At 70.8% G+C, this 25,614-nt stretch carries 17 protein-coding genes; 7 read left to right on the plus strand and 10 right to left on the minus strand.

Annotation, left to right across the window (positions count from 1 at the left end; translation table 11 throughout):
- The coding region (locus tag HPY23_RS07760; RefSeq protein WP_200601602.1) for a GumC family protein at positions 1-1,979 on the minus strand (1,979 nt) is incomplete at its 3' end.
- A 383-nt stretch (positions 1,980-2,362) separates the two neighbouring features.
- The gene (locus HPY23_RS07765; protein ID WP_175539851.1) at positions 2,363-3,568 is read right to left on the minus strand and encodes an acyltransferase family protein; all 1,206 of its coding nucleotides are present in this window, start codon (positions 3,566-3,568) and stop codon (positions 2,363-2,365) included.
- Between the two features lie 199 nt (positions 3,569-3,767).
- On the opposite strand from HPY23_RS07765, the gene HPY23_RS07770 reads away from it, so the two are divergent.
- The gene (locus tag HPY23_RS07770) at positions 3,768-4,022 is read left to right on the plus strand and encodes an acyl carrier protein (protein ID WP_060847885.1); all 255 of its coding nucleotides are present in this window, start codon (positions 3,768-3,770) and stop codon (positions 4,020-4,022) included.
- Positions 4,023-4,231: 209 nt separating this feature from the next.
- Here HPY23_RS07770 and HPY23_RS07775 read toward each other — a convergent pair whose 3' ends face one another.
- The 4 genes from HPY23_RS07775 to HPY23_RS07790 all read right to left on the minus strand — a co-directional run bounded on the left by HPY23_RS07775 (position 4,232) and on the right by HPY23_RS07790 (position 10,062).
- Entirely contained in the window at positions 4,232-4,609 is a 378-nt protein-coding gene (locus HPY23_RS07775) for a hypothetical protein (protein WP_236012545.1), read from the minus strand.
- Between the two features lie 25 nt (positions 4,610-4,634).
- Positions 4,635-7,772, minus strand: coding sequence for an efflux RND transporter permease subunit (locus HPY23_RS07780; RefSeq protein ID WP_091882238.1), 3,138 nt, complete (start codon positions 7,770-7,772; stop codon positions 4,635-4,637).
- A gap of 14 nt (positions 7,773-7,786) precedes the next feature.
- Entirely contained in the window at positions 7,787-9,541 is a 1,755-nt protein-coding gene (locus HPY23_RS07785) for an efflux RND transporter periplasmic adaptor subunit (RefSeq protein ID WP_091882241.1), read from the minus strand.
- An 89-nt stretch (positions 9,542-9,630) separates the two neighbouring features.
- Positions 9,631-10,062 (minus strand): hypothetical protein, encoded by a 432-nt coding sequence (locus HPY23_RS07790; RefSeq protein ID WP_091882244.1) that lies wholly within the window; start codon positions 10,060-10,062, stop codon positions 9,631-9,633.
- A 361-nt stretch (positions 10,063-10,423) separates the two neighbouring features.
- Here HPY23_RS07790 and HPY23_RS07795 point away from each other — a divergent pair, with 361 nt between their 5' ends.
- Together HPY23_RS07795 and HPY23_RS07800 are read left to right on the plus strand one after the other, a co-directional pair.
- Positions 10,424-11,095 (plus strand): hypothetical protein, encoded by a 672-nt coding sequence (locus HPY23_RS07795; RefSeq protein WP_139234869.1) that lies wholly within the window; start codon positions 10,424-10,426, stop codon positions 11,093-11,095.
- A gap of 12 nt (positions 11,096-11,107) precedes the next feature.
- Entirely contained in the window at positions 11,108-11,368 is a 261-nt protein-coding gene (locus tag HPY23_RS07800) for a hypothetical protein (RefSeq protein ID WP_139234870.1), read from the plus strand.
- A 25-nt stretch (positions 11,369-11,393) separates the two neighbouring features.
- Here HPY23_RS07800 and nth read toward each other — a convergent pair whose 3' ends face one another.
- Complete coding sequence (nth, locus tag HPY23_RS07805) at positions 11,394-12,209, minus strand: endonuclease III (RefSeq protein WP_091882250.1); 816 nt, start codon at positions 12,207-12,209, stop codon at positions 11,394-11,396.
- Positions 12,210-12,229: 20 nt separating this feature from the next.
- Between nth and HPY23_RS07810 the strand changes: the two genes are divergently transcribed.
- The gene (locus HPY23_RS07810; RefSeq protein ID WP_060849470.1) at positions 12,230-12,766 is read left to right on the plus strand and encodes a DUF2244 domain-containing protein; all 537 of its coding nucleotides are present in this window, start codon (positions 12,230-12,232) and stop codon (positions 12,764-12,766) included.
- A 357-nt stretch (positions 12,767-13,123) separates the two neighbouring features.
- Here the strand turns inward: HPY23_RS07810 and recD2 are convergent, their stop codons facing one another.
- The 3 genes from recD2 to HPY23_RS07825 all read right to left on the minus strand — a co-directional run bounded on the left by recD2 (position 13,124) and on the right by HPY23_RS07825 (position 17,024).
- A complete protein-coding gene (recD2, locus tag HPY23_RS07815) occupies positions 13,124-15,349 on the minus strand; it encodes an SF1B family DNA helicase RecD2 (protein WP_091882253.1) in 2,226 nt (741 codons plus the stop codon).
- 92 nt (positions 15,350-15,441) lie between these two features.
- Positions 15,442-16,275 (minus strand): FkbM family methyltransferase, encoded by an 834-nt coding sequence (locus tag HPY23_RS07820; RefSeq protein WP_091882256.1) that lies wholly within the window; start codon positions 16,273-16,275, stop codon positions 15,442-15,444.
- A gap of 107 nt (positions 16,276-16,382) precedes the next feature.
- The gene (locus tag HPY23_RS07825; protein WP_091882259.1) at positions 16,383-17,024 is read right to left on the minus strand and encodes a DedA family protein; all 642 of its coding nucleotides are present in this window, start codon (positions 17,022-17,024) and stop codon (positions 16,383-16,385) included.
- Between the two features lie 358 nt (positions 17,025-17,382).
- On the opposite strand from HPY23_RS07825, the gene HPY23_RS07830 reads away from it, so the two are divergent.
- The 3 genes from HPY23_RS07830 to HPY23_RS07840 form a co-directional block, all read left to right on the plus strand.
- The gene (locus HPY23_RS07830) at positions 17,383-18,750 is read left to right on the plus strand and encodes an MdtA/MuxA family multidrug efflux RND transporter periplasmic adaptor subunit (protein WP_091882262.1); all 1,368 of its coding nucleotides are present in this window, start codon (positions 17,383-17,385) and stop codon (positions 18,748-18,750) included.
- A 247-nt stretch (positions 18,751-18,997) separates the two neighbouring features.
- Positions 18,998-22,117, plus strand: a complete 3,120-nt coding sequence (locus HPY23_RS07835) for an MdtB/MuxB family multidrug efflux RND transporter permease subunit (protein WP_091882266.1) — start codon at positions 18,998-19,000, stop codon at positions 22,115-22,117.
- Positions 22,118-22,337: 220 nt separating this feature from the next.
- Positions 22,338-25,614 (plus strand): efflux RND transporter permease subunit (locus tag HPY23_RS07840; RefSeq protein WP_200649589.1); only part of this gene is annotated, 3,277 nt, incomplete at its 3' end.

The raw sequence follows: 25,614 nt of genomic DNA on the forward strand, positions 1-25,614 counted from the left end.
GGCTGGAGGCCGGGCAGCGCCGGCGCCCGGCGGAGCGCGGCGGGACGCCGCCGCGCCTCGACCGCGACGAGGCCGAGGAGCCCCTGCGCCCGGAAGCGGCCGGCGCCGTCGAGGGTGGCGAGCAGGCGCTCGAGGCGGCTCCGCGTCATCCGGCCGGGGGCGACGACGAGGAGGATCGCGTCGGAGGTCTCGGGGATCGACAGCCAGCCGTCGCCGTGGCCGACGTCCCGCTCGGCCACGATGATCTCCGGCCGGGTCATCCGCTCGACCCCGCGAGCGGGATCGAGCACGGCGAGCCGGCCGCGCACCGGCGCGTCGCCGGAGGGGCCGTCGCCGAAGCCGAGGCGGGCATGGGCCTGCTCGGGCACCAGCAGGGCCGGCTCGCCGAGGCGGAGCAGGAGGTCGGTGAGCACCTCGGCCGCGTGCAGGCGCTCGGGGCCGAGCCCCTCTGACACCACCGTGACGACGACCGCCTGAGCCCGGCCGGACAGCCGCGTGCGCAGCTCGCGGGCGGCGGTGACGAGGGCCTCCTCGGCGCTGGCCCCCCGGCCGGCCCGGCCCGGCCGCGCCAGCCGGGCCCAGACCGGCGCCCCGGCGGCGCCGAGGGCCGCGACCGTCGTGATGTTGCCGCGCCACAGGTCGTACAGGAAGCCGAGGATCAGCCCGAGGACCGCCCCGAACAGGCCGGCCGCCACCACGACGATCGGGGCCGGCGTGTCCGAGGGCTTGAGCGGCACGGTGGCGCGCGAGACGATCTGCGAGTTGCTCGGGTTGATCGATTGCTGCTGCTCGAGGTCCTTCGTCCGGTCGAGGACGAGGTTGTAGGTGCGCCGGATCGCCTCCGCCTCGCTCTCGAGCTGGCGCAGGCGGATGCCCTCCTGGTTGCTGCTGGTCTGGGTCTGGATCAGCCGCTCGGCCCGGGCGCGCAGCTGGCGCAGCGATTCCTCGCCGCGGCGCAGGTCCTCCTCGATGGTGCGGCGGATCCGGTCGGCCTCGGCCGCGATCAGCCGGGCGGTGGCGGCGCGCTGGGCCGACAGCGCGATCATCTGCGGGTGGTTCGGCCCGAGGCTGCGGGAGAGCTGGGCGATCTCCTGGAGGTTCTGGGCGTACTGGGTGCGCAGGGACACCATGACCTGGGAGGTGTCGGATTCCGGCACCGCCTGGCCCTGCCCGTCGGGGGTGCGCAGCTGGCGCACCACCTCGCGCCGGGCCGAGAGCCGGGCGAGGTTGGTCTCGGCGGCGGTGATCTGGGTGTAGAGGTCCTTGAGCTGCTGCGAGACCAGGAGGCCGGCATCGCCCGAGGCGATCAGGCCCTTCTCGGCCCGGTAGCGCTCCACCGCCACGTCGGCCCGGTTGAGCTGCAGGCGCAGGTCGGCGGCCTGGGTCAGCAGCCCCTCGTTGGCCCGGCGCACCGCCGAGACCCGGTCGCGGGCGCCGATCTCGAAGAACTGCGCCGCGATGGTGTTGGCGATCTCGGCGGCGCGCCGGGCATCCGGGTAGCCGACGGTGAGCTGGAAATTGAACGAGTTCTCGACCCGGCGCACCACGATGCGCTTGCGCAGCGCCTCCAGCGCCACGACCGCCGGATCGGCGCCGGGGGGCGCCCCGCGGGTGAGGACCGGATCGTGGTCGAGGTCGAGCTGCGCCACGACCGCGTCGAGGAGCTTGGTCGAGAGCAGGATCAGGGACTGGCTCTCGAGGTTGGCGAAATCGAGCTGGGCCGGGGCGTCCTGGCGCGACAGGCCGCGCCCGACGATCTGGAGGGCCTGCGGGTCGATCAGCAGCTCGACGGTGGCGCGGTAGGTCGGCACCTGGCGCAGGGCGAAGAGGCCGCCGAGCAGTCCCATCGCGCAGGCGCCCGCGACGATCCACAGCGCGCGCCGGCGCGCCGAGCCCCACAGGTCCGCGAGGGTGCCGCCGGTCCGGCGGGGGAGCGCCGCGGCGGGCTCTGCCGTCGCCATCTCGTAGCCCTGGCTCATGCGATGTCCGATCGATGGCTCCGCGACGCGCGACACCGGTTTCCGTCTCGGGGCGACGATCGCCGCCGCCCCCACTTGCCGAGATCCCACTTGCCGAGATCCCGCCGAATCAAAGGCCGGACCCGATCACTTCAGGACCGGTCGAGACCTCGTTTGATCCCGATGCCGGATCGGAACGATCCGATCCCGCGCATGTCCGGATCGACGATATCTTGCCCATGACCGGCCAAACACCGACCCGCCCCGGCCATCCACCGGCGAAGAGGCCTTCTTCGACCGCCTCGCACCCGGTGGTGTGTGGCAGACAACTTAGTCGCGGTTCGGTTACCGATCCGGCCGCCGATCCGGCGCCCGGACCATGCCAATCTGAGACATCCCGGCGGTCAGGGCGTCAGCGCCGCGGGCGCCCCCGCCGCGAGGCGCCCCACGGGCCCGGCCTCGGCGAGGCGCGCGTCGTTGCGCCGGAACCAGGCGAGGGCCGGGCGCTCGATCAGGCGGTGGGCCAGGGCCGCGAGCGGGACCGTGGCGGCGACGAGGCCGGCCGCGACCGCGAGGTTCGCCGCCCCGGATCCGAAATCGAGGTAGCGGTCGTGCCCGATGACGACCGTCCGGGGCAGGCCGGTGCGCGCCTCGAGGGCGTGCATCGCGGTGGTGAAGACCTGGATCAGCGGGACGTGCAGCAGGTAGACCGAGAACGACCACAGGCCGAGGCGCTGGGGCAGCCCGGCGCGGGCGAGGCCCGACACCGCGCCGCGCTGGTGCGAGAACAGCGCGATGGAAGCGGCGAAGACGAGGCTCGCCCCGTAGGCGAGGGGGCCGGCCGGCATCGTCGCCACGAGGAGCGCCACGGCGAGGACGGCCCCCGTCTCGGCCGCCGTAGCGGCGGGGCGGGGGAGCCGGACGGCGTCGCGCAGGGTGTAGGCGAAGCAGCCGAGGAACATGTCGAACAGGCAGCGCACGATGCCCCAGTTCTGGATCACGAACAGCGTGCGCGGGCTCAGCCACCACAGCGCCAGCGCGCTCGCGCCCGCCAGGGCCGCGAAGACGAGACGCGCCCTCGGTCCGGCCGCCATCACGGTCAGGGCGAGGAGCAGCGAGGCGTAGAACTCGACCGCGATGCTCCAGGACGGGAAGTTCCAGCTGTAATCGCCGAAGGTGCGGAAGTTGTGCAGGAAGGCCAGGTGGGTCAGGATCTCGACCGGCCGGTGCCCGGCCCCGAAGGGCGGCGTCGCCACCGGCAGGCCGGCATGGTGCGAGAGGTAGACGTGGCGCGCGCCCTCGAGCGCGACCATCAGGGCGAGCGTCGCGGCGTGCAGCGGCCAGAGCCGGCCGAAGCGCAGCAGCCCGAAGCGCAGCAGCCTGTGGCGCCACACCTGGCGGCCCGTCGCCAGACGGTCGCCGTAGGCGTGCAGCAGCACGAAGCCCGACAGCACGAAGAAGATGTCGACGCAGGCTTGCAGGTTCGGGAACCAGGCCTGCCCCTGCAGCGGGTGGGCGAGCGGCATGTGGAAGAACGCCACGCCGAGCGCGCAGACGCCCCGCACCCCGTCCAGCGCCTCGAACCGATCTGAGCCGTCACGCCCGCGCATCGCCCGCCATCCGTCCCGTTTCCGCACGACCCCGACCGATTCCGGGAATCCGGGTACGGGGCATCGCGCCGGACCCGCAGGATCGGTGCCGACGGCGAGATCATCCGCCCCGTGAAACGGCTTAACCAGATCGATATAAGGGATTTGATTTCCGAACTGTAACTCTCTAGTCTGCCGCACCAGTCGATGAGGACCGGTCATGGTTTCTGCGCAGGACATACGGACGATTCTGGCGCGCCACGGCACCCTCGGGATCACCCTCGACCGTCTCTCCGAGGACGACGACCTGTTCGACAACGGCCTCGATTCGTTCGGGGCGGTCCAGGTGATGATGGACCTGGAAGAACATTTCGAAGTCGAGTTCCCGGAAGACCTCTTGAACCGCGACGTCTTCTCCACGATCCGCTCGCTGCGGGACCTCGTGTCGTCGCAGGTGCAGCGCAAGGCGGCGTGACTGCGCGCGAGCCTGCACGCCGCCGCCGCGGCAGTCCGGCGCGCTGGCGTCACCTTGTAGAGGGACCGCCGACGCAGAGGGCATCGATCATGCCTCTTCCCTCGCGGAACAAGCCTTCCGGCTCAGATCCTGCCTGATCCGCTCCCGCCGTCTCGCCCCACCCTCAGGCCGAGGGCGCGACAAGACCCGGCCCGGGCCGGGCAGGCGCGTCAGTTGAACTTGCCGCTCGCCGCCGCGCCGTCCGGCCCGGTGATCTGGACGACGCCCTTCGGGCTCGCGCCGAGCGCCACCTCGGCCTCGCCGGCGAGGCCGGCCCCGGACGGGGCCAGGACGACGCGGGCGGGCTTGCCGCCGACCACCAGGATCGCCGTGCCCTTGAAGCCGGCCGGGGCCACCGCCTTCTCCTTCGCGTCGTAGATCGTGACCTCGACCCGCCGGTCCCTGGTCACGAGCTCGATGTGATAGGGGCCCGCATCGGCGATGCGCCCGCCGTTATGGCCGGTTCCCTCGTGGGCGCAGGCGTGGTGGGCGCAGAAGGGCAGGGCGACGGCCAGGGTGCCGGCGGTGAGGAATCGGCGGATCAGCATCGTGTCTCTCTCCGTATAGGGGGAATCAGTAGAGGTCGGCCGGCGCGGCGCCCGCCGGCGCGTGCGCCGGCGTGGCATCGCGCGCCGCCATCAGGCGCTCCAGCGGGCGGCGGCCGAAGCGCAGGATCAGCACCGGCGTCAGCAGCGCGTCGAGGAGGGTGGCGCTGACGAGCCCGCCGAAGATCGTCACCGCGACCGGATGCAGGATCTCCTTGCCGGGGCTCGCCGCGTCGGTGAGGAGCGGTACCAGGGCGACGCCGGCCGAGAGCGCGGTCATCAGCACCGGGGTCAGTCGCTCCAGGCTCGCGCGCACCACGAGGCCGGGGCCGAACGGCACGCCCTCGTGCAGCGCCAGGTTCAGGGTGTGGCTGACCTTGAGGATGCCGTTGCGGGCCGCGATGCCGGTGAGCGTGATGAAGCCGATCATCGAGGCGACCGAGAGCGGCTGGTCGGCGAGCCATAGGGCCGCCACCGACCCGACCAGCGCCAACGGCACGCTGCCGAGGATGATCAGCGCCAGCGCGGCCGAGCGGTAGCGGCTGTAGAGCAGCGCGAAGATCAGCCCCAGCGAGACCAGCGACAGGGCCCCGATGGTGCGGCTCGCCTCCTCCTGGGCCTGGAAGGTGCCCTCCAGGCTGGTGAACACCCCCGGCGGCAGGGTCTCAGCGGCCACGGCCTTGCGGATCGCCGGCACGATGTCGGCCATGTCGGACCCGGGCACGGTGTTCGCCATCACGACGAGGCGCCGGCGGCCGTTCTCGCGCAGGATCTGGTTCGGGCCGTCGGTCTCGCGGATGTCGGCGACCTGGCGCGCCGGCACCCAGCCGGACGGCGTCTCGACCAGGAGGTCGCTCAAGGTCGCGGTGGTGCGCTGCGTCTCGGGCAGGCGGATGACCACGTCGAACCGGCGATAGCCGTCGACCACCGTCGAGACCAGGCGGCCGTTGGAGAGCCGGCTGATCTGCTCGACCAAGGCCGCCGGCTGCACCCCGTAGAGCGCCGCCCGGCCGTAATCGACCCGGATCTCGAGCTGCGGAATCCGGGTCTGCTTCTCGATCTGCAGGTCGGCGAGGCCGGGAATCGCCCGCATCCGCTCCTGCAGCGAGGCCGCGACGCGCCTTAGGGAATCCAGGTCCTCGCCGAAGATCTTCAGGGCGATCTCGGCCCGGACGCCGGACAGCATGTGGTCGAGCCGGTGCGAGATCGGCTGGCCGACATTGACCGAGACCGGCAGCACCGCCAGCCGCTGTCGGATCTCCGCCACCAGCTCGGCCTTCGGCCGGCCGCCGCCCTTCAACGCCACTTCGAGGTCCGAGGAATGGACGCCCTCGGCATGCTCGTCGAGCTCGGCCCGGCCGGTGCGCCGGCCGACCGCCGCGACCTCCGGGATCTCCATCAGCAGCCGCTCGGCGATCGCTCCGACCCGGCTGCTCTCGGTGAGCGAGATGCCCGGCGTGAACGCCATGGTGACGGTGAACGAGCCCTCGTTGAACGGCGGCAGGAAGGCCCGCGGCAGCTGCGAGGCGGCGAGCCCTGCCGCCACGACGAGGCCCGCGACGGTGCCGACGAGCAGGCGCTGGTGGCGAAACACCACCTCCAAGGCCGCCGCGTTGAGGCGCTTGAGCGCCCGGATGAAGCGGCTCTCGTGCTCCTCCATGCTCTTGAGGCCCGGCAGCAGCCAGGAGGCGAGGACCGGCGTCAGGGTGATCGAGACGACGAGGCTCGCCAGGATCGACACGATGTAGGCCTGTCCCAGCGGCGCGAAGAGCCGCCCCTCGATGCCCGAGAGGGCAAAGAGCGGCACGAAGACCAGCACGATGATCGCCGTGGCGTAGACGATGCCGGACCGCACCTCGTTCGAGGCCGCGACCACCACCGCGAAGACCGAGCGCGGGTTGCCGGCGGCCCGGTTCTCGCGCAGGCGCCGAAAGATGTTCTCGACGTCGACCACCGCGTCGTCGACGAGTTCGCCGATCGCGATGGCGAGCCCGCCCAGCGTCATCGTGTTGATCGACAGCCCGAGGAGGTGGAACACGAGCGCCGTCGTCAGGATCGAGACGGGAATCGCGGTGAGCGAGATCAGGGTGGTGCGGACGTTCAGCAGGAACGCGAACAGCACCAGCGCCACGACGGCGATCGCCTCGACCAGCACCCGCTCGACGTTGCCGATCGAGGTCTCGATGAAGTCGGCCTGGCGAAACAGGATCTTGTCGGCCGAGATGCCGGCGGGCAGCGAGGGGGCGAGGTCCTTCAACGCCGCCTCGACGGTGCGGGTCAGCGCCACGGTGTCGACGTCGGGCTGCTTCTCGACCGAGACGATGACCGCCGGCTTGCCCTGGTAGCCGCCCTCGCCGCGCTTGGCCTTCGCCGCGAAGGAGACGTCGGCCACCTGGCGCAGGCGCACCGGGGCGTTGCCGGCAGCACCCACCACGAGGTCGCCCAGGTCCTCCAGGCTCATCGTGCGGCCGATGTTCCGGATCAGGTACTCGCGCGAATACTGGTCGGTGAAGCCGCCGCCGGCATTGGTGCCGAATTGCTGGAGCGCCGCATCGAGCTGGGCGTTGGTGAGCCCGAGCGCCCGCATCGCCGCCGGGTTCGGGGCGACGCGGAACTGGCGCACCTCGCCGCCGATCGGGATCACCTGCGCCACGCCCGGCACGGTGAGGAGGCGGGGACGGAGCACGAAATCGGCGGTCTCGCGCAGCGCCATCGGGGTCACCGATTCGCCCGTGACCGCGATCAGCAGCACCTGGCCCATGATCGAGGAGACCGGGCCCATCTGGGGCGTGACCCCGCGGGGCAGCTGGTCCTGGACCAGGGCCAGCCGCTCGGCGACCTGCTGGCGGTTGCGATAGATGTCGGTGCCCCAGGCGAACTCGACGTAGACCACCGCGAGGCCGACGCCGGAGACCGAGCGCACCCGCGTCACCCCGGGCAGCCCGTTGAGCCGGGTCTCGATCGGATAGGTCACCATCTGCTCGACCTCCGGGGGCGCGTAGCCCTCGGCCTCGACCATGATGGTGACGGTCGGCCGGTTGAGGTCGGGAAAGACGTCGACCGGGAGCCGCGTGAGGCTGAAGGCCCCGTAGAGCACCAGCACGAGGGCCAGCGCCAGGACGAGCAGGCGGTTGCGCAGGGACTGCGTGACGAGGAACGAGAACATGTGCCGCGTCCCCCTTACCGGACCTGGTCCAGGAGCTCGGCGCCCTGGACCACCACGCGGGTACCGGGCACGATTCCGGCCTCGACCAGGACCCGGGTGCCGTCGAGGGGCGCGATGCGCACCGGCTTCGCCTCGTAGCGCTCGGCGGCACTATGGGCGTAGACCACGTCCTGGCCGTTGGCGGTGCGCACCACGCTCGCCCGCGGCAGGGCGAGGCCGTGCCGCTCGGCGTCGGTGGCGGCCAGCACGGTGACGAACTGGCCGACCCGCAGGCCCTGCGAGCCGCCTTCGATCGCGAATTGCACGGGGATCGCCTGGTTGCGGTCGGCGAGCCCCGCGCCCTGGTAGGCGAGCGGCAGGGTCCGCCCGTCGGCCATCCGCGCGGTGGCATCCGCCGCGGGCGTCAGGGCGTCGAAGCTCAGCGCCTCGACCCAGAGCCGCTGCGGATCGACGATCTGGAACACCATCTGGCCGGGCGCGGCCATCTGGCCGGCGACCGCCGCGGCCTCGGCGATCACGCCGCCCACGGGAGCGACCAGCACCTCGGGCTCCTGGCGGATGCGGTCGAGGGCGGTACGGCGGTCCTTGAGGCCCTTCAGCTCGTCCTGCGCCTCGTCAAGCTGGACCTGCGAGACCGCGCCGCCAGGGCTGAGCTTGAGGTAGCGCTCGACCCGGCGCTGCACGATGGCGATCTGCTGGTCGAGCTCGCCCTGGCGCTGGCGCATGTCCGACAAATCGACCCGCTGCACCGGCGGGGTGACCAGCGCCAGCACCTCGCCCGTGCGGACCCTGGTGCCGAGCCGCGGGAAGGTGCCCGATGGCGGCGGCGCCAGGCGCCCGCCGACCGAGGACTGCACCACGCCGCTGGCGTTCGGGTCCGGGATGATCCGGCCGGGGAGGGCGATGGTGCGGCGGAACGCACCCTCGGCCGCGACCTGGGTGCGCAGGGAGAGCAGGCGCTGGGTGGGCTTGGGCACGAACACCGCGCCGTCGGCGAGGCGCTGGGCGAGGTCGGCGGCCGGCGGGACGAGCGCCGTCCGGGTCTCGGGATGGTCCCCGTCATGCGCGAAGGCGGTGGCGCCGAGCACCAGGGTGGCGGCCAGCACCAGCACGGCGAGGACCGGCGCCCGGCGCCCGGCCCGCATCAGCGCCATGGCGGCGAGCCCGAGCACGAAGCCGCCGGCCGCGAAGAGGCCGGCGCCCGGATCGCGGGCGGCGAGTTTTTCGGTCAGGCGCTCCCCGAGCGCCTGGACCCAGCCTTCGTCGTCGTGCCCGGCGTGAGCCGGGTGCCCGGCCGGCGCCGGCGCGGCGGCCTTGCCGCCCTCGGCCGGGGCCAGGGCCACCGCCAGCGACAGCACGTCGACATCGGTGCCGGCCGTCACCGTGACGACGAGGTCGAGATGGTCCTGGCCCGGGTCGCGCGTGGCCAGCCAGGGCGCGGAGAGGCGGTAGCTGCCGTCCGCGGCGGCCTCGGCCGTGGCGGGGCCGGCCGGCGTCTCGACCTCCAGGGTGGCATCGGTGATCGGCTCGCCCGTCGCGAAGCGGTCGAGCCAGAGCACCAGGACGTCGCCTCGGGGGATCGCCACCAGCTCGAAGACGGCGGACGCCGCCTCGCCGCGCGGCGCGATGGTCTTCGAGACCGGCGCCTGCGGGGCGCCGTGGTCGTGGCCCTCGTGGGCGCGGGCGACGGTGAGGAGGAACGGCAGCGCCAGCAGGGCGAGCGCCGCGGCCAGCGCGCGCGGCGCGGCCGGCAACCGGAACGGAACCATGGGGGGATGAACCTTCGCGAACGGACGTCGAGGGGCGCCCGCGGGAGCATCCACCCGTCAGGGCGGCGTGCCGGCGCGGAACGCGGGCGTCAGGCGAAGGATCGAGGGGGACGTGCGGGGGAATCCGGCACGATGCCGGGCGGCACCGCCTCCGCGGCGGCCGTGAGCCGGCGGGCCGGGGTGGGGGCCGGGAAGGCCGCCAGGGCGTCGGGCAGCAGGCCCGGCACGCAGCAGGACGCGCCCATCAGGCAGCACAGCCCGTTGCAGGGCCGGGCGACCGGCGTCGCGTCCGGGTCGACGGCGGTCAGGCGCGGCCCCTGCGCGGCGACGCGCGCCTCGGCGAGCGTCAGCGCCGTCGGGGCGGGCGCGTCCAGGGACCTGTCGTGGTGGGCGTGACCCTGATGCGCATGGCCCTGATGGGCCTGCGCCGCCGACGCCCCGACCACGGACGCGCTGACGCACGCGGCGATCGTCACGATCACCGCGGCCAGCAGCCGTGCGAGGGGGAGGGGCAGGGACATAGCGCCAGGATACCAGATCCCGGCCGGGAGGGAAGCGGGTACCCCCACGCCGCCTACCAGCCCGCCACATCGAGGCCGGAGGCCGTCTGGTTCAGACGGAACGGGCGACGCCCAAGAGTCCCGAACTCTCGATGGATCCCGCCCGGTTTCGCGCTGTTCGACGGCTCGTTTATTCTTATCTTAAATATAAAACCGTTATGAAATGCCATAAATGATTGATATTACTCCATGATGTGCTATAATACAATCTTTGTTATATCAAAATGAGCGATTTTGTTTATTTGCGCAAATATCAACATCTAGCATATCCGATATAAAAACAAATTTCCATCCGCGTCGAAGAATAATGCGCGACATATGCTTGACTGAAGATCCAACGTCCGGTCAATTGACGCTGTCGGCTTGGCATGTGTCGGGCGGCACCGTCGCGTTAGCTTGCAAAGTACCGGGCACCGAGAAAATGGCAAGATTTTACAAAGGCGTAGGAGTCGGCACTCATCTTCACGGCACGGATTTGAGAACCACAGGCATCGTCGCACGCAACCCGGGGGCGACCAGTTCGGTTAGTGCTCTTATGGCACATATCGCACACGGCACGACCACTTCTCCGTTCATCTCGCTGACGCGCTCTTACGGCGTGGCGCGAGACTATGCGGTGAACGCGAGCCGGGCGATGCCGACGGCCTCCATTCCAGCCTACGTCTACGAGATCGATATCGACGACACCCACAACGTATCTGCGCGAGATCCGATCTGCGAGATCGCACGCAGCGTTAATAATCTATTTGCGAATATTTCATATCAACACAATGGGGACCAGTCGTACCTGTTGGGGGTCGTGGATCCGATCGGCAACAGGGCCCGATTGCAGGCGCCGCCGCCCCAGCCTAAAACAATGGGTGGATCGAGCGCGCCGTCCCCGCGCCTGACCACAGAACTCGAAGCCCTCGTGCGGGGTCTCCGAGACGCCGAAGTTCTCATCGCCGGTATGGTGCCGCAAGCCTGCGTCGTCCATCGCTACGATGAATACTGAAAAGGTGTGACGATGGCCATCCTCGGAACTGCGCCCCTCGGGATAAGCCTTCCCAACGATGTGTTCCTCAGCCACGCCGAATGGTGGAACGAAAACTCGCGGTTCGTCCTCGTCAGATTTCGCCGTCGGGGTGAGATGATGGATCTCGGATTACGGTTCGACTTGGACAAGCTAACCTTCCTGGATGATACAGGCGATCCGGAGGCCGATCAAGTGTTGCGGTCAACGTCGAGCCGCATCAGCGAAGCCGTCTTCGACACGAAGGCAGCCTGACCGGACGCGTGCTCCGCGGCACCTCTCAGCCCGTACCGGGCGTCTTGTCGGGGAAGCGGCACAGATCGGCGATCGGGCAGCGCCAGCATTCGGGCTTTCGGGCCTTGCAGACGTAGCGCCCGTGCAGGATCAGCCAGTGGTGGGCGTTGAGGCGGTAGGGCTCGGGCACGATCGCCTCCAGCCCGGCCTGCACCTTGTCGGTGGTCGAGCCGGGCGCGAGCGGCACCCGGTTCGAGACCCGGAAGATGTGGGTGTCGACCGCGATGGTCGGTTCGCCGAAGGCGACGTTGAGCACCACGCTGGCGGTCTTCTTACCGACGCCGGGCAGCACCTCCAGATGCGCGCGCTCCCGCGGCACCGCACCGCCGTGCTCCTCGATCAGGATGCGCGAGAGCGCGATGACGTTCTTGGCCTTGGTGTTGAACAGCCCGATCGTGCGGATGTGGTGGCGGACCGTCTCCTCGCCGAGCGCCAGCATCGCCGCCGGGTTGTCGGCTTTAGCGAAGAGCGGCGCGGTAGCGATGTTCACGCTCTTGTCGGTCGCCTGGGCCGACAGCACCACCGCGACGAGCAGCGTGTAGGGGTTGAGGTATTCGAGGTCGGAGCGCGGCTCGGGGTTGGCGGCGCTCAAGCGGGCGAAGATCTCCCTGAGCGTCGCCGCATCGACCGGCTCCGGCGTGGAGGCGCGGGCGGTGAGCGGTTTGACGAGCGCCGCCTTGGCGGAAGCTCCCTTGGCGGAGGCTGCCTTGACGGAAGCTCCCTTGGCGGCCGCCGACGCGGCGCGCCTCGCCCCGGCGGGTGCGGTGATTTGGTCGGGGGCGGCCTGCTTTCGGCGAGTCATGGGTGCCTTATATGTGGCGCATGGCGAGCGGCAAGGCACCCGACGACGCAAGGACGCGGCACCCCTACGGGCGTGACCCGGACGCGATCGAGCGTCCGGTCTATTCTGCGACCATCCGGCCGCATTGCTCGCTCTCGCGCCTCGGCTTCCGGGTCGTGATGGTGTTCTGCGGCGGCGTCGCCCTGGTGACGGGGATCGCGTTCCTGCAGATGGGGATGTGGCCGGTCACCGGCTTCTTCGGCCTCGACATCGCGGCGCTCTGGCTGGCGCTCACCCTCAACGCCCGCCGCGGCCGCTCCTTCGAGGAGGTGGTGATCAGCCAGATCGAGGTGCTGGTCGCCCGCGTCAGCCATCGCGGCGAGCGGGCCGAGTGGCGCTTCAACCCGCTCTGGACCCGGCTGCACAAGGTCGAGGACGACGAGTACGGCCTCATGTCGCTCGCCTTCGTCTCACGCGGCCAGCGGGTGCTGGTCGCCCGCGACGCCTCGCCGACCGAGCGCCAGGTGGTGGCCGACGGGCTGACGCGGGCGCTCGCCGAGGTGAAGAAGGGGTATTAGCGGGCCCGTCCGATCCGCCCGGACGAATCCGACGCGCTTCGCAGATTTGACACCCTCCGGGTCATCCCGGGGCCGCGCAGCGGAACCCGGGATCCATAGCCGCCGACGATGCAGGATAAGGCGGAACGCCGTCCGCCTCCTTCTCAACCCTCGGAGCCTGCTTGACCGATCGATATAATCTATCCCGCCAGCAATCTCATCCTGAGGTGGAGCGCAGGATAGAAAATCCCCTCGCGATTGTGTATTTTTAAGCCAAACAGGCTCTCAGAGGTTATGGATCCCGGCTTCTCGTCTTCGACGATCCCCGGGATGACCCGGAGGGTGTCGATCCTGTGAGATCCCATCACAGACAGGTTCTTATTTTCGCTTTCTCGCCGGCTTGCGCAGCCACTCCGCCAGCTTGGTGAACCGCGGCTTCACCCCACCCCGCACGGCGGTCGCCACGGCCTTCGGTTGCGCCACCAGCACCACCAGCCGCTTGCCCCGGGTCACGCCCGTATAGAGCAGGTTGCGGGCGAGCATCGTGTAGTGCTGCATCGCCACCGGGATCACCACGGCGGGGTATTCCGAGCCCTGCGACTTGTGGATCGTGACGGCGTAGGCGGGGCTCAGGGCGTCGAGCTCGCCGAACGGCCAGGCCACCTCGCGCAGGACCACGGCACGCGACGCCGCATCGCGCTCCTCGAAGCCCGCGACCAGGATTTCCTCTTCGGGATCGACCCGCAGCACCACCCCGAGATCGCCGTTGAAGACCTCGCGGTCGTAGTCGTTCTGGCCCACCATCACCCGGTCGCCGGGGGCGAAGACCCAGCCGAAGCGCTCGACCGAGACGGTCGGGTTCGGGTTCAGCACCCGCTGGAGCGCCTGGTTGAGGTGGCGGCTGCCGAGCGCCCCGCGGGTCATCGGGCAGAGCACCTGCACGTCCTTGACCGGATCGAGGCCGAAGCGGCGCGGGATGCGGCGGGTGACGATCTCGACGAGCGTCTCGGCCCCGGCCTCGGGATCGTCGATCTTCACCACGAAGAAGTCGCCGTCGGGGGTGTCGGCGCCCTCCGGCATCTGCCCGGCATTGATCCGGTGGGCGCCCGTGACGATCCGGCTCTCGGCGGCCTGGCGGAAGACCTCGGTCAGGCGAGCCACCGCGACGCGGCCCGAATCGATCACGTCGGCCAGCACCCGGCCCGGCCCGACCGAGGGCAGCTGGTCGACGTCGCCGACGAGCCAGAGCGCGGCGTGGCGCGGCAGGGCCCGGGTCAGCGCGTTCATCAGGGGAACGTCGATCATCGAGGCCTCGTCCAGCACCAGGAGGTCGCAGGCGAGGGGGGAATGCTCGTTCCTCTGGAAGCCGCCGTGCTGCGGGTCGATCTCGAGCAGGCGGTGGATGGTCTTCGCCTCGCGCCCGGTCTGCTCGGTCATGCGCTTGGCCGCCCGGCCGGTGGGGGCGGCGAGCAGCACCCCGGCCCCCGCCGCGTCGAGCATGCGCAGGAGCGCGTCGAGCGTGCTGGTCTTGCCGACGCCGGGGCCGCCGGTCATCACCGCGACCTTGGCGTTGAGCAGCGTCGCGGCCGCCGCCCGTTGCGAGGGCGAGAGCGGCCGGCCGGTCTCGGCCTCCACCGTCGCGAGTGCGGCCCCCGCATCGATCTCGTCCCAGGGCAGGGGCGCGTCGTCGAGGGCGATCAGCCGCTCGGCGATCGCGGATTCGGCCGCGTGCAGGCCGCGCAGGAACAGGTGGGGCACGTCGGCAATCGTGTCCATCACCACCGACTCGCCGCCGATCTCCTCGACGAGGGCGGTGCGGAGCAGGCTCGCCTCGACCGCCAGCAACGCGGCGGCGCGGGCGACGAGGTCGGGCACCGGCAGGGCGCAGTGGCCGTCGTCCATCGCCGCCTGGAGCGCGTAGGCGAGGCCGGCGCGCAGGCGCTCGGGCGCCGTCGGCGCCAGGCCGAGCCTGCCCGCGATGGCGTCGGCGGTGCGAAAGCCGATGCCGCGCACGTCGCGGGCGAGCCGGTACGGGTCCTCGGTCATCACCGCGACCGACTCGCGGCCGTAGGTCCTGTAGATCCTGACCGCCCGGGCGGTACCGACGCCGTGGGCGTGGAGAAACACCATGATCTCCCGCACCGCCTTGTGCTCGGCGAAGGCGGCCGTGATCCGCGCGGCGCGCGTCGGGCCGATGCCGGCGACCTCGGTCAGGCGCTGGGGCGCTTCCTCGATCACCGCGAAGGTCTCGGCCCCGAAGGCCGCGACGATGCGCTTGGCCATCTCCGGGCCGATGCCGCGCATCTGGCCCGAGGCGAGGTAGCGGCCGATGCCCTCGACGCCGGTGGGCGGGGTCGCCGCGAGCGTGTCGGCGCGGAACTGCAGGCCGTGCTCGCGGTCGCTGACCCAGGCGCCGGTCGCGGTCACCCACTCGCCCGCCGCCACCGCGGGCGCGTGCCCGGTCACCGCCACGAGGTCGCGCCGGCCCCGCGCCTTGACCTTCAGGACGCAGAACCCGCTCTCGGCATTGTGGAAGGTGACGCGCTCGATCGACCCGGCGAGGGCGTCGGGGGAGCGGGAGGTCGGGGGAGCGGGACGGGCCATCGGCCCTCGTGGGATCGTGAGGGGCCGTCGGCCCTCGTGGGATCGGGACGGGCCGCCGGCCCTCGTGGGATCGGGACGGAGCGCGGGGGCCGCTACCCCTCCCGCTCGAAGATCAGGTTCAGGCGGGTCTGGGCGATGCGGCGGTAGCCGTGCTGCGTGAGGAGCGCCGACAGGTCGGTCTGCCACAGATCGGTGCCGTCCTCGATGACGAGGAGGCGCGGCAGCAGGGACGGGGGCGCCTGGCGCAGAAACGGCTCGAGGATCAGGTCCTCGGCGCCCTCGACGTCGAGCTTGACCGCGTCGATGCGGGTCAGGCCCTCGCCGCGCACGAGGTCGAGGAGCGGCACCGCCGGCACCCGGATCGACGCGCCCTCGTTGGTGCCGACCACCTTCAGGCTCGACTCGCCGCGGTTGCGGGGGTCGACGAACAGGGTCATGTCGCCGGCCTTGTCGGCCACCGCGCAGGCCACCGCCTTGATCGAGCCGAACGGGTTCTGGGCGATGTTGAAGGCGAGCTTGTCGAAGATGTCGGGCTGGGGCTCCACCGCCAGGATCCGCGCCCCGGGCCCGGCGAGCACCGCCACGAACAGCGCGTAGGCGCCGACATTCGCCCCGATGTCGAGGAAGACGCAGTCCGGCCCGATCCGGCCGGCCAGGAGCTTGCGCTCGAGCGGATCGAAGAACTGCGGGGTGAAGAGCACCTTCTTCTCGCAGTTGTTGTTGTAGGGGTGCAGGCGCATCCGCGCGCCGTAGCGCTCGACGTCGAGGGGCCGGCCGCGCAGGAGCCGGATGGCGGTGCGGCGCAGGAGCAGGGCGAGGCGCCGGGCGCCCCAGTTGTCGTCGGGCAGGCGCTCGGTGCGCGAGAGGATCCAGCGCACGAGCCCGGCGGGCGCGTAGGTGCCGAAGGGGTGGGTTGCCTGTGTCATCGTGCCGGGTTCGGGCCGCGGGCGGCCGCCCCGCGCGGGCGCGGGGCTGGTGGAAACGGGATGGCGCCCCTCATGCCACCCGGTCGGGCGGGCGGCAACGTGCGGGGTCAGACGAGGGGGCCGGGGATCGCCCGCTCGGCCTCGAGGGTCAGCCGCTCCTCGTGGCGGCGCACGAACAGCCACAGGGCGATGCCGCCGAACACCACGAAGGCGAGGAGCCCGAGCCCGACCGGCCCGGCGATGTGCTCGATCGAGCGGCCGCCCCAGTAGGCGCCGAAGCCCATCAGCGACGCCCAGGCGATGCCGCCGGCGGCGTTGAACAGGAAGAAGCGGCGGGCGTCGAACTGGTTCACGCCGGCGAGCAGGGCCGCGTAGGCGCGCAGCATCGCGGTGAAGCGGCCGAAGAACACGATCTTGCCGCCGTGGCGCCGGAAGAGGTACTGGCCGAGCTTGAGCCGGCGGTGGTCGAGGGCGATCTTGGATCCGTGCCGGAGCAGCAGCGGCATGCCCCAGCGCCGGCCGACCCAGTAGCCGAGATTGTCGCCGATGATGGCCGCCGCCGCCGCGGCCAGCACCACGAGGCCGATGTTCAGCCGGCCGGTGGACCCGGCGTAGACGGCCGCCGAGATCAGGGCGGTCTCACCCGGCATCGGCACGCCGGCGCTCTCCAGGGTGATGACGAGGAAGATCGCCCAGTACCCGTATTGCGAGATCAGGTCGGCGATCGGCAGGTCGTGCAGGAAGTGCATTCTGGTAACCGTGGACAGGCCGGGGCGGCGCCGTGCCGCGCCCCGCGAGCCGGGGTTAAGCGAGGGGATCGTGGCCCTTCGAGGGCGGTCGGACGGGGCAACGCTCGGCTGGCGTTCAGCAATCGTGACGCAACATCGTCGTCGTACTGGCGACGCATTGCCGTGCGGACTAGGCGGGGAGCGGGCGCGGGACCGTCGGCGGGCGGCGCCCGCGGAGGCGACGTGCCGCAGGCGCCATCCGGACTGCCCGTACGACATGAAGGGCGCGAGCCGGGGGGCCGCGCTCTCCGACAGTGTTTCGAAGGTCCGTCTTGGTTTCGAAGGTCCATCTTGGCGTGAGTCCGGGTTATCCAGGTCGATGAACGAATTGTCTCCCATCCGGACCGACGACGCGGTCGCATCGCCCCCCCGCCGGCGCGGCCGCGGGCTGGCCTGGCTCCTGGTGCTCCTGGCGCTCTCCGGCGGCGGCTACTGGGCCTATCGCACCTATTTTCCCGACGGCTTCCGAAAGGCCGAGACGCAGCAGGCCGGCACCGGCCGGCGCGGCGGGCGCCGCGGCGCGGGCGGGGAGGGGCCGCAGGCGGTCGGCATCGCCACCGTCCAGAAGGGCGACATGCCGGTGGTGCTCTCGGGGCTCGGCACCGTGACGCCGCTCGCCACCGTGACGATCCGCTCGCAGGTGAGCGGCTACCTGACCCAGATCGGCTTCCGCGAGGGCCAGACCGTCAAGGCCGGCGACTTCCTGGCCCAGATCGACGTGCGGCCCTACGAGGCGCTGCTGGCGCAGTACCAGGGCCAGCTCCTGCGCGACCAGGCGCTGCTGCAGAACGCCCGCCTCGATCTGACCCGCTACCAGACCCTGAACCGGCAGGATTCGATCTCAAGGCAGAACGTCGACACGCAGGCCGCCACGGTCAAGCAGTACGAGGGCGTCGTTGCCTCCGACCAGGCCCAGATCGACCAGCAGAAGCTCAACATCCAGTACGGCCGCATCACCGCGCCGGTCGAGGGCCGGGTGGGCCTGCGCCAGATCGACCAGGGCAACTACGTCACCGCCGCCTCGACCGGCATCGTCGTCGTCACCCAGCTCCATCCGATCTCGGTGATCTTCACCCTGCCCGAGACCGTGCTGTCGCGGGTGATGGACCGGCTGCGCGCCGGCGCCACCCTGCCGGTGCGGGTCTTCGACCGCTCGGACACGACGGAGATCGCGCGGGGCAACCTCGACACGGTGGACAACCAGATCGACGTGACCACCGGCACGGTGAAGCTGCGGGCGCTGTTTCCCAACAAGGACGACCGGCTGTTTCCCAACCAGTTCGTCAACGCGCGCCTCGACGTCGACACCGTGCGCGACGCCGCGCTCGTGCCGGCGGCCGCCGTGCTGCGGGGCACGCCCGGGACCTACGTCTATCTCCTGACGGGCGAGGACAAGGTCGCGGTGCGCCCGATCGAGATCGGCGAGAGCGACGGCGTGCGGACTGTGGTGACCAAGGGGCTGGCGGTCGGCGACCGGGTGGTGGTCGACGGGACCGACCGGCTGAAGGACGGGGCGCAGGTGCGGGTGACCGGCGGGCGGCCCGAGAAGGCGGCCGGGTCCGAGACGGAGGCCGCGAAGCCGGCGGAGCCGGCGAACGGGGAGGGTGCGGCGCAGCCGAAGCCGGAGAATCCACGTCCCGAGGGCGAGCGCCCGCACCGCCGTCGGCAGCAGAGCCAGAACCCGTGACCCGATCGATGCAGGCCATCGAGGACAGGCGCGCCTCCCCTCTCCCGAGTGGCAGAGGGGCCGGGGGCGAGGGTGGCTCGGGTTCAGGATATGCCGCCGAGCGTCGAGCTGCGCAGCTCGACGGTTCAGGGTCATTGCGGCACCGTCTCCACCCTCACGCGATCTTCGATCGCCCCCACCCCTCTCCCACTCGGGAGAGGGGATACCGCGCTTATTCCTGGACCCATGGTGAAGCGGGATACGGCGCATGAACCCCTCCCGCCTATTCATCCTGCGCCCGGTCGCGACCACGCTCTTGATGCTGGCGATCCTGCTCGTCGGCATGATCTCCTACTTCAACCTGCCGCTCTCGGCGCTGCCGTCGGTCGACTACCCGACGATCCAGGTCCAGACCTTCTATCCCGGCGCCAGCCCCGAGGTGATGACCTCGGCGGTGACGGCGCCGCTGGAGCGGCAGTTCGGCCAGCTCGCCAACCTCAACCAGATGACGTCGCAGTCCTCGGCCGGCGCCTCCGTCATCACGCTCCAGTTCAACCTCGATCTCGGCATCGACATCGCAACGCAGGAGGTTCAGGCCGCCATCAATGCCGCCGGCAACCTCCTGCCGGGCGACCTGCCGGCGCCGCCGGTCTACGCCAAGGTGAATCCGGCCGACGCGCCGATCCTGACGCTCGCGCTCACCTCCAAGACCCTGGCGCTGACCCAGGTGCGCGACCTCGCCGAGACGCGGCTCGCGCAGAAGATCAGCCAGGTCTCGGGCGTCGGCCTCGTGTCGATGGCGGGCGGCCAGCGGCCGGCGGTGCGGGTGCGGTTCAACGCCTCGGCGCTCGCCGCCTACGGCCTCAACATCGACGACCTGCGCACCACCATCAACAACCTCAACGTCAACACCCCGAAGGGCTCGATCGACGGGCCGACCCAGTCCTTCACCATCAACGCCAACGACCAGATCCGGGATCCAGGCGCCTACCGCGACGCGGTGATCGCCTACCGCAACGGCGCGCCGGTGCGGCTCTCGGCGGTGGCCGAGGTGGTGGAGGGGGCCGAGAACACCCAGCTCGGCGCCTGGATGGACACCACGCCCGCGGTGATCCTCAACATCCAGCGCCAGCCCGGCGCCAACGTCATCGCGGTGGTCGACCGGATCAAGGCGCTGCTGCCCCAGCTCCAGGCGACGCTGCCGGCCGCGATCCAGGTGACCCCACTCACCGACCGCACGGTGACGATCCGCGCCTCGGTCGAGGACGTGCAGTTCGAGCTGCTGCTGGCCATCGCGCTGGTGGTGCTGGTGATCTTCCTGTTCCTGCGCTCGCTGCCCGCGACCCTGATCCCGAGCCTGTCGGTGCCGCTCTCGCTCGTCGGCGCGCTCTCGGTGATGGACCTGTGGGGCTTCTCCCTCGACAACCTGTCCCTGATGGCGCTCACCATCGCGACCGGCTTCGTGGTCGACGACGCGATCGTCGTCATCGAGAACATCGCCCGCCACGTCGAGGAGGGCGACAGCCCGATGGAGGCGGCCCTCAAGGGCTCGCGCGAGATCGGCTTCACCATCATCTCGCTCACCGTGTCGCTGCTGGCCGTCCTGATCCCGCTCCTGTTCATGGGCGAGGTGGTGGGGCGCCTGTTCCACGAATTCGCCATCACGCTCGCCGCCACCATCGTCATCTCGGGCGTGGTTTCGCTGACGCTGGTGCCGATGCTGTGCGCGCGGCTCCTGCGCCACGAGGCCCCGCAGGCCCGCGCCGCCGGGCGGATCTCCAATGCCGGGCGCCGGCTGATGGAGGGCGGCATCGCGTTCTACGGCCGGACCCTGAGGGGCGTGCTCGCCCACCAGTGGCTGACGCTGCTGGTCGCGGTCGGCACCCTCGTGCTCACGGTCTACCTGTATATCGTGATCCCCAAGGGCTTCTTCCCGGTCCAGGATACCGGGTTGATCCAGGGCATCACCCAGGCCGACCAGACCGTCTCCTACGGCGCCATGGCCGAGCGCCAGAAGCGGCTGGCGGAAGAAATCCTGAAGGATCCGGACGTGGTCAGCCTGTCGTCGTTCATCGGCGTCGACGGCCAGAACGTGACGCTCAATTCCGGCCGCTTCCTCATCAACCTGCGCCCGCGCGAGGAGCGGACGGAGAATGCCGGCGCGATCATCCGGCGGATCGCCGCCCGGGTCGCCGACGTGCCGGGCATCGCCCTGTTCATGCAGCCGGTCCAGGACCTCACCATCGACACGGCGGTGAGCGCGACCCAGTACCAGTTCATCCTGGAGAACCCGGACCCGAACGCCTTCGACACCTGGGTCCCGCGCCTGGTCGAGCGCCTCAAGGCCATCCCCGACCTCGCCGACGTGGCGAGCGACCGGCAGGCGAGCGGGCTCGCTGCCTACATCACCATCGACCGGGCGACGGCGGGGCGCTACGGCATCACCCCGGCCTCCGTCGACAACGCGCTCTACGACGCCTTCGGCCAGCGCATCATCTCGACGATCTTCACCCAGTCGAACCAGTACCGGGTGATCCTGGAGGCCGATCCCGCGCTGCACAGGACGCTCGAGTCGCTGCAGCGGATCTACCTGCCGTCCTCCACGGCCTCGAACGGGCAGGTGCCGCTCACCGCCATCGCCCAGGTGAGCGAGCGCCGCGCGCCGCTCCTCATCAGCCATCTCGGCCAGTTCCCGGCCACCACGATCTCGTTCAACCTCGCGCCGGGCGCCTCGCTCGGGCCGGCGGTCGCGGCGATCAAGGCGGCGGAGCGGGAGATGGGCATGCCCGACAGCTTCCGGCTGATCTTCCAGGGCTCGGCGCTGGCCTTCCAGGCCTCGCTCGACAACACCCTGTTCCTAGTGCTCGCCGCCATCGTCACGGTCTACATCGTGCTCGGCGTCCTCTACGAGAGCTTCGTCCACCCGATCACGATCCTCTCCACGCTGCCGTCCGCCGGCATCGGGGCGCTGGCCGGGCTGATGCTGTTCGGGCACGACCTCGACATCATCGGCATCATCGGCATCGTGCTGCTGATCGGCATCGTGAAGAAGAACGCCATCATGATGATCGACTTCGCGCTCCAGGCCGAGCGCGAGGAGGGCATGACTCCGCGGGACGCGATCTACGAGGCCTGCATCCTGCGCTTCCGCCCGATCCTGATGACGACCTTCGCGGCGCTCTTCGCCGCGATCCCGCTGATCCTCGGGACCGGCACCGGCTCGGAGCTGCGCCAGCCGCTCGGCCTGTCGATCGCCGGCGGGCTGATCGTGAGCCAGATCCTGACGCTCTACACGACCCCGGTGATCTACCTCGCCTTCGACCGGCTCGGCCGGCGCCTCTCCGGACGGCGCAGCAGCGGGCTGGCGCCCGGGGAGGCGGTGCCGTGAGGGTCGCGACGGGCGCGCGCATGAACCCTCCCCCCTCCGCGGGGGAGGGTGGCCCCCGGAGGGGGCCGGGAGAGGGGCAGCGCGACGCTGGTCCAGGGGGCGCCCGTCAGAACGGTTCCGCCTCATCCGGAAGCGTGGTTCCCCTCTCCCGCCCGGCTCCGCCGGGCACCCTCCCCCGCAGAGGGGGGAGGGTTGAGGCCGGCGCGCGTGGGAGAACCCCGTGAACCTCTCCGCCCCCTTCATCCTGCGCCCGGTCGCCACCACGCTCCTCACCCTGGGCGTGCTGCTCGCCGGGCTGTTCGCCTTCGTGCGGCTGCCGGTGGCGCCGCTGCCGCAGATCGATTTCCCGACCATCCTGGTCCAGGCCTCGATGCCCGGCGCCAGCCCCGACACCATGGCGACGACCGTGGCCGCGCCGCTCGAACGGCGGCTCGGCCAGATCGCCGATGTCGACCAGATGACCTCGACGAGTTCCGTCGGGCAGACCCGGATCGTGCTGCAATTCGGGCTCGACCGGGACATCAACGGCGCCGCCCGCGACGTGCAGGCGGCGATCAACGCCGCGCGGGCCGACCTGCCCACCGCGCTCCGCACCAACCCGACCTACCGCAAGTTCAACCCGGCCGACGCGCCGATCCTGATCCTCGGCCTCACCTCGAAGACGCTGAGCCCCGGCGCGCTCTACGATTCGGCCGCGACGGTGCTCGCCCAGAAGCTGTCGCAGCTGGAAGGGATCGGCAACGTCGACATCGGCGGCTCGTCGCTGCCGGCGGTGCGGGTCGAGCTCGATCCCAACGCCCTGTTCCACTACGGCATCGGGCTCGAGGGCATCCGCGCCGCGCTCGCCAGCGCCAACGCCAATTCGCCCAAAGGCGCGATCGAGGCCGGCGAGCGGCGCTACCAGCTCTACGCCAACGACCAGGGCCGCAAGGCCTCCGACTACCAGGACATCGTCGTCGCCTACCGCAACGGCGCTGGCGTGCGCCTGCGCGACGTCGGCCAGGTGGTCGATGGCGTCGAGGACCGGCGCAACCTCGGCCTCGTCAACGGCCAGCGCGGGGTGCTGCTGATCGTCTACAAGCAGCCCGGCGGCAACGTCGTCGAGACGATCGACCGGCTCAAAGATGCCCTGCCGCAGCTCAAGGCGGCGCTGCCGGGCGACACCGAGCTCATCGTCACCGGCGACCGCTCGCTGACCATCCGGGCCTCGCTCGCGGAGGCCGAGCGCACGCTGCTGATCTCGGTCGGGCTCGTCATCCTGGTGGTGTTCGGCTTCCTGCGTTCCGCCCGCGCGACGCTGATCCCGGCGGTGGCGGTGCCGATCTCGCTGGTGGGCACCTTCGCCGCCATGTGGCTGTGCGACTACAGCCTCGACAACATCTCGCTGATGGCACTCATCATCGCGGCCGGCTTCGTCGTCGACGACGCGATCGTGGTCCTGGAGAACATCCAGCGCCACATCGAGGACGGGCGCTCGCGGATCGAGGCGGCGCTGCTCGGCGCCCGCGAGGTCGGGTTCACCGTCTTGTCGATGAGCCTGTCGCTGATCGCGGTCTTCCTGCCGATCCTGCTCGCCGGGGGCATCATCGGGCGGTTCTTCCAGGAATTCGCCGTCGTGCTGTCGCTGGCGATCCTGATCTCCCTCGTCGTCTCGCTCACCACCACGCCGATGATGTGCGCGCGCTTCCTGAAAGCCGAGGCGCACGGCGCCCGGCCGGGCCCGGTGGCGCGGGTGCTGGAGGGCGCGTTCGACGGGCTCCTGTCGGGCTACCGCGTCACCCTCGACTGGGCGCTCCGCCACGGCGTCATCGTGATGCTGGTGCTGCTCGGCGCGGTGGTGCTCAACGTCTACCTCTACGTGATCGTGCCGAAGGGGTTCTTTCCCCAGCAGGATACCGGCCAGATGATCGGCGGGATCCAGGCCGACCAGCGCATCTCGTTCCAGGCGATGAGCGCCAAGCTCCGGCGCGCCACCGCGATCGTCCAGGCGGATCCGGCGGTGGAGAGCGTGGTCGGCTTCACCGGCGGGCGCGGCACCAACTCGGCCAACGTGTTCGTCGGCCTGAAGCCCCTCGGCCAGCGCGACCCGATCTCCGAGGTGATGACCCGCCTGCGGCCGAAGCTCGCCGCGATTCCCGGCGCCCGGCTCTACCTGTTTCCGCGCCAGGATTTCTCCGTCGGCGGGCGCCAGAGCTTCTCGCAGTACCAGTACACGCTGCAGGGCGACACGAGCGAGGAGCTCTACACCTGGACCCCGAAGCTGCTGGAAGCCTTGCAGAAGGACCCGACCTTCACCGACGTGACCTCGGACCAGCAGCAGGGCGGCCTGGAGACGCGCCTCGTCATCGACCGGCCGACCGCCTTCCGGTACGGCCTGACCCCGGACCAGATCGACAACACCCTCTACGACGCCTTCGGCCAGCGCCAGGTCTCGACGATCTACAACCCGCTGAACCAGTACCACGTCGTGATGGAGATCGCGCCGCGCTACCTCGACAATCCCGAGACGCTGAAGCTGATCTACGTCTCGACCTCGGGCGCGCGGGCCCGCGGCTCGGCCACCACCAACGCGGTCGCCGGCACGGTGGCCAGCGCCGCCACGGCGAGCACGGATGCGACCAGCGCCGCCGCGGTCGCCACCGACTCGGCCCGCAACGCCGCCACCAACGCCATCGCCTCGTCCGGCCGCTCCAGCGCCTCGTCGAGCGCCGCGGTCAGCAGCGCCAAGGAGACGATGGTGCCGCTCTCGGCGTTTGCCAGCTTCGAGACCGGCTCCACCCCGGTCCAGGTCAGCCACCAGGGCCTGTTCGTCGCCACCACGCTGTCGTTCAACCTGGCGCCGGGCAAGAGCCTGAGCGACGCCACCGCGGCGATCGACGCCCACATGCGCGACCTGCGGATGCCCGCCACCATCCACGGGGAATTCGCCGGCGCGGCGAAGAGCTTCCAATCCTCATCCTCGCGCCAGCCGCTCCTGATCCTGGCGGCCCTGCTCGCGGTCTACGCCGTGCTCGGCATCCTGTACGAGAGCTGGGTCCACCCGCTCACCATCCTCTCCACCCTGCCGTCAGCCGGCATCGGGGCGATCCTGGCCCTGATGCTGGCGGGCGAGGAATTCGGTGTCATCGCGCTCATCGCCGTGATCCTGCTCATCGGCATCGTGAAGAAGAACGCGATCATGATGATCGACTTCGCGCTCGACGCCGAGCGCACCCGCTCCTCAAGCCCGCGGGAGTCGATCCGCGAGGCCTGCCTCTTGCGCTTCCGCCCGATCATGATGACAACCCTGGCCGCACTGCTCGGCGCGCTGCCGCTGATCTTCGACGGCGGCGAGGGCTCCGAGCTGCGCCGTCCCCTCGGCATCGCCATCGTGGGCGGCCTGATCGTGAGCCAGATCCTGACCCTCTACACCACCCCCGTCGTCTACCTGTACCTCGACCGGTTCCGGCTCTGGGTCGGCCGCCGCCGGGGCTCCGCCACGCGGGCGCTGCCGGCCG

This window comes from Methylobacterium ajmalii (assembly GCF_016613415.1).
GTDB lineage: Bacteria > Pseudomonadota > Alphaproteobacteria > Rhizobiales > Beijerinckiaceae > Methylobacterium > Methylobacterium ajmalii.

Excerpts from the sequence above, each read along its gene's own strand:
- HPY23_RS07765 (WP_175539851.1), bottom strand. The coding sequence starts at position 3,568 with ATGCGCGGGCGTGACGGCTCAGATCGGTTCGAGGCGCTGGACGGGGTG.
- HPY23_RS07770 (WP_060847885.1), top strand. The coding sequence starts at position 3,768 with ATGGTTTCTGCGCAGGACATACGGACGATTCTGGCGCGCCACGGCACC.
- HPY23_RS07775 (WP_236012545.1), bottom strand. The coding sequence starts at position 4,609 with ATGCTGATCCGCCGATTCCTCACCGCCGGCACCCTGGCCGTCGCCCTG.
- HPY23_RS07780 (WP_091882238.1), bottom strand. The coding sequence starts at position 7,772 with ATGTTCTCGTTCCTCGTCACGCAGTCCCTGCGCAACCGCCTGCTCGTC.
- HPY23_RS07785 (WP_091882241.1), bottom strand. The coding sequence starts at position 9,541 with ATGGTTCCGTTCCGGTTGCCGGCCGCGCCGCGCGCGCTGGCCGCGGCG.
- HPY23_RS07790 (WP_091882244.1), bottom strand. The coding sequence starts at position 10,062 with ATGTCCCTGCCCCTCCCCCTCGCACGGCTGCTGGCCGCGGTGATCGTG.
- HPY23_RS07800 (WP_139234870.1), top strand. The coding sequence starts at position 11,108 with ATGGCCATCCTCGGAACTGCGCCCCTCGGGATAAGCCTTCCCAACGAT.
- nth (WP_091882250.1), bottom strand. The coding sequence starts at position 12,209 with ATGACTCGCCGAAAGCAGGCCGCCCCCGACCAAATCACCGCACCCGCC.
- HPY23_RS07810 (WP_060849470.1), top strand. The coding sequence starts at position 12,230 with ATGGCGAGCGGCAAGGCACCCGACGACGCAAGGACGCGGCACCCCTAC.
- recD2 (WP_091882253.1), bottom strand. The coding sequence starts at position 15,349 with ATGGCCCGTCCCGCTCCCCCGACCTCCCGCTCCCCCGACGCCCTCGCC.
- HPY23_RS07820 (WP_091882256.1), bottom strand. The coding sequence starts at position 16,275 with ATGACACAGGCAACCCACCCCTTCGGCACCTACGCGCCCGCCGGGCTC.
- HPY23_RS07825 (WP_091882259.1), bottom strand. The coding sequence starts at position 17,024 with ATGCACTTCCTGCACGACCTGCCGATCGCCGACCTGATCTCGCAATAC.
- HPY23_RS07830 (WP_091882262.1), top strand. The coding sequence starts at position 17,383 with ATGAACGAATTGTCTCCCATCCGGACCGACGACGCGGTCGCATCGCCC.
- HPY23_RS07835 (WP_091882266.1), top strand. The coding sequence starts at position 18,998 with ATGAACCCCTCCCGCCTATTCATCCTGCGCCCGGTCGCGACCACGCTC.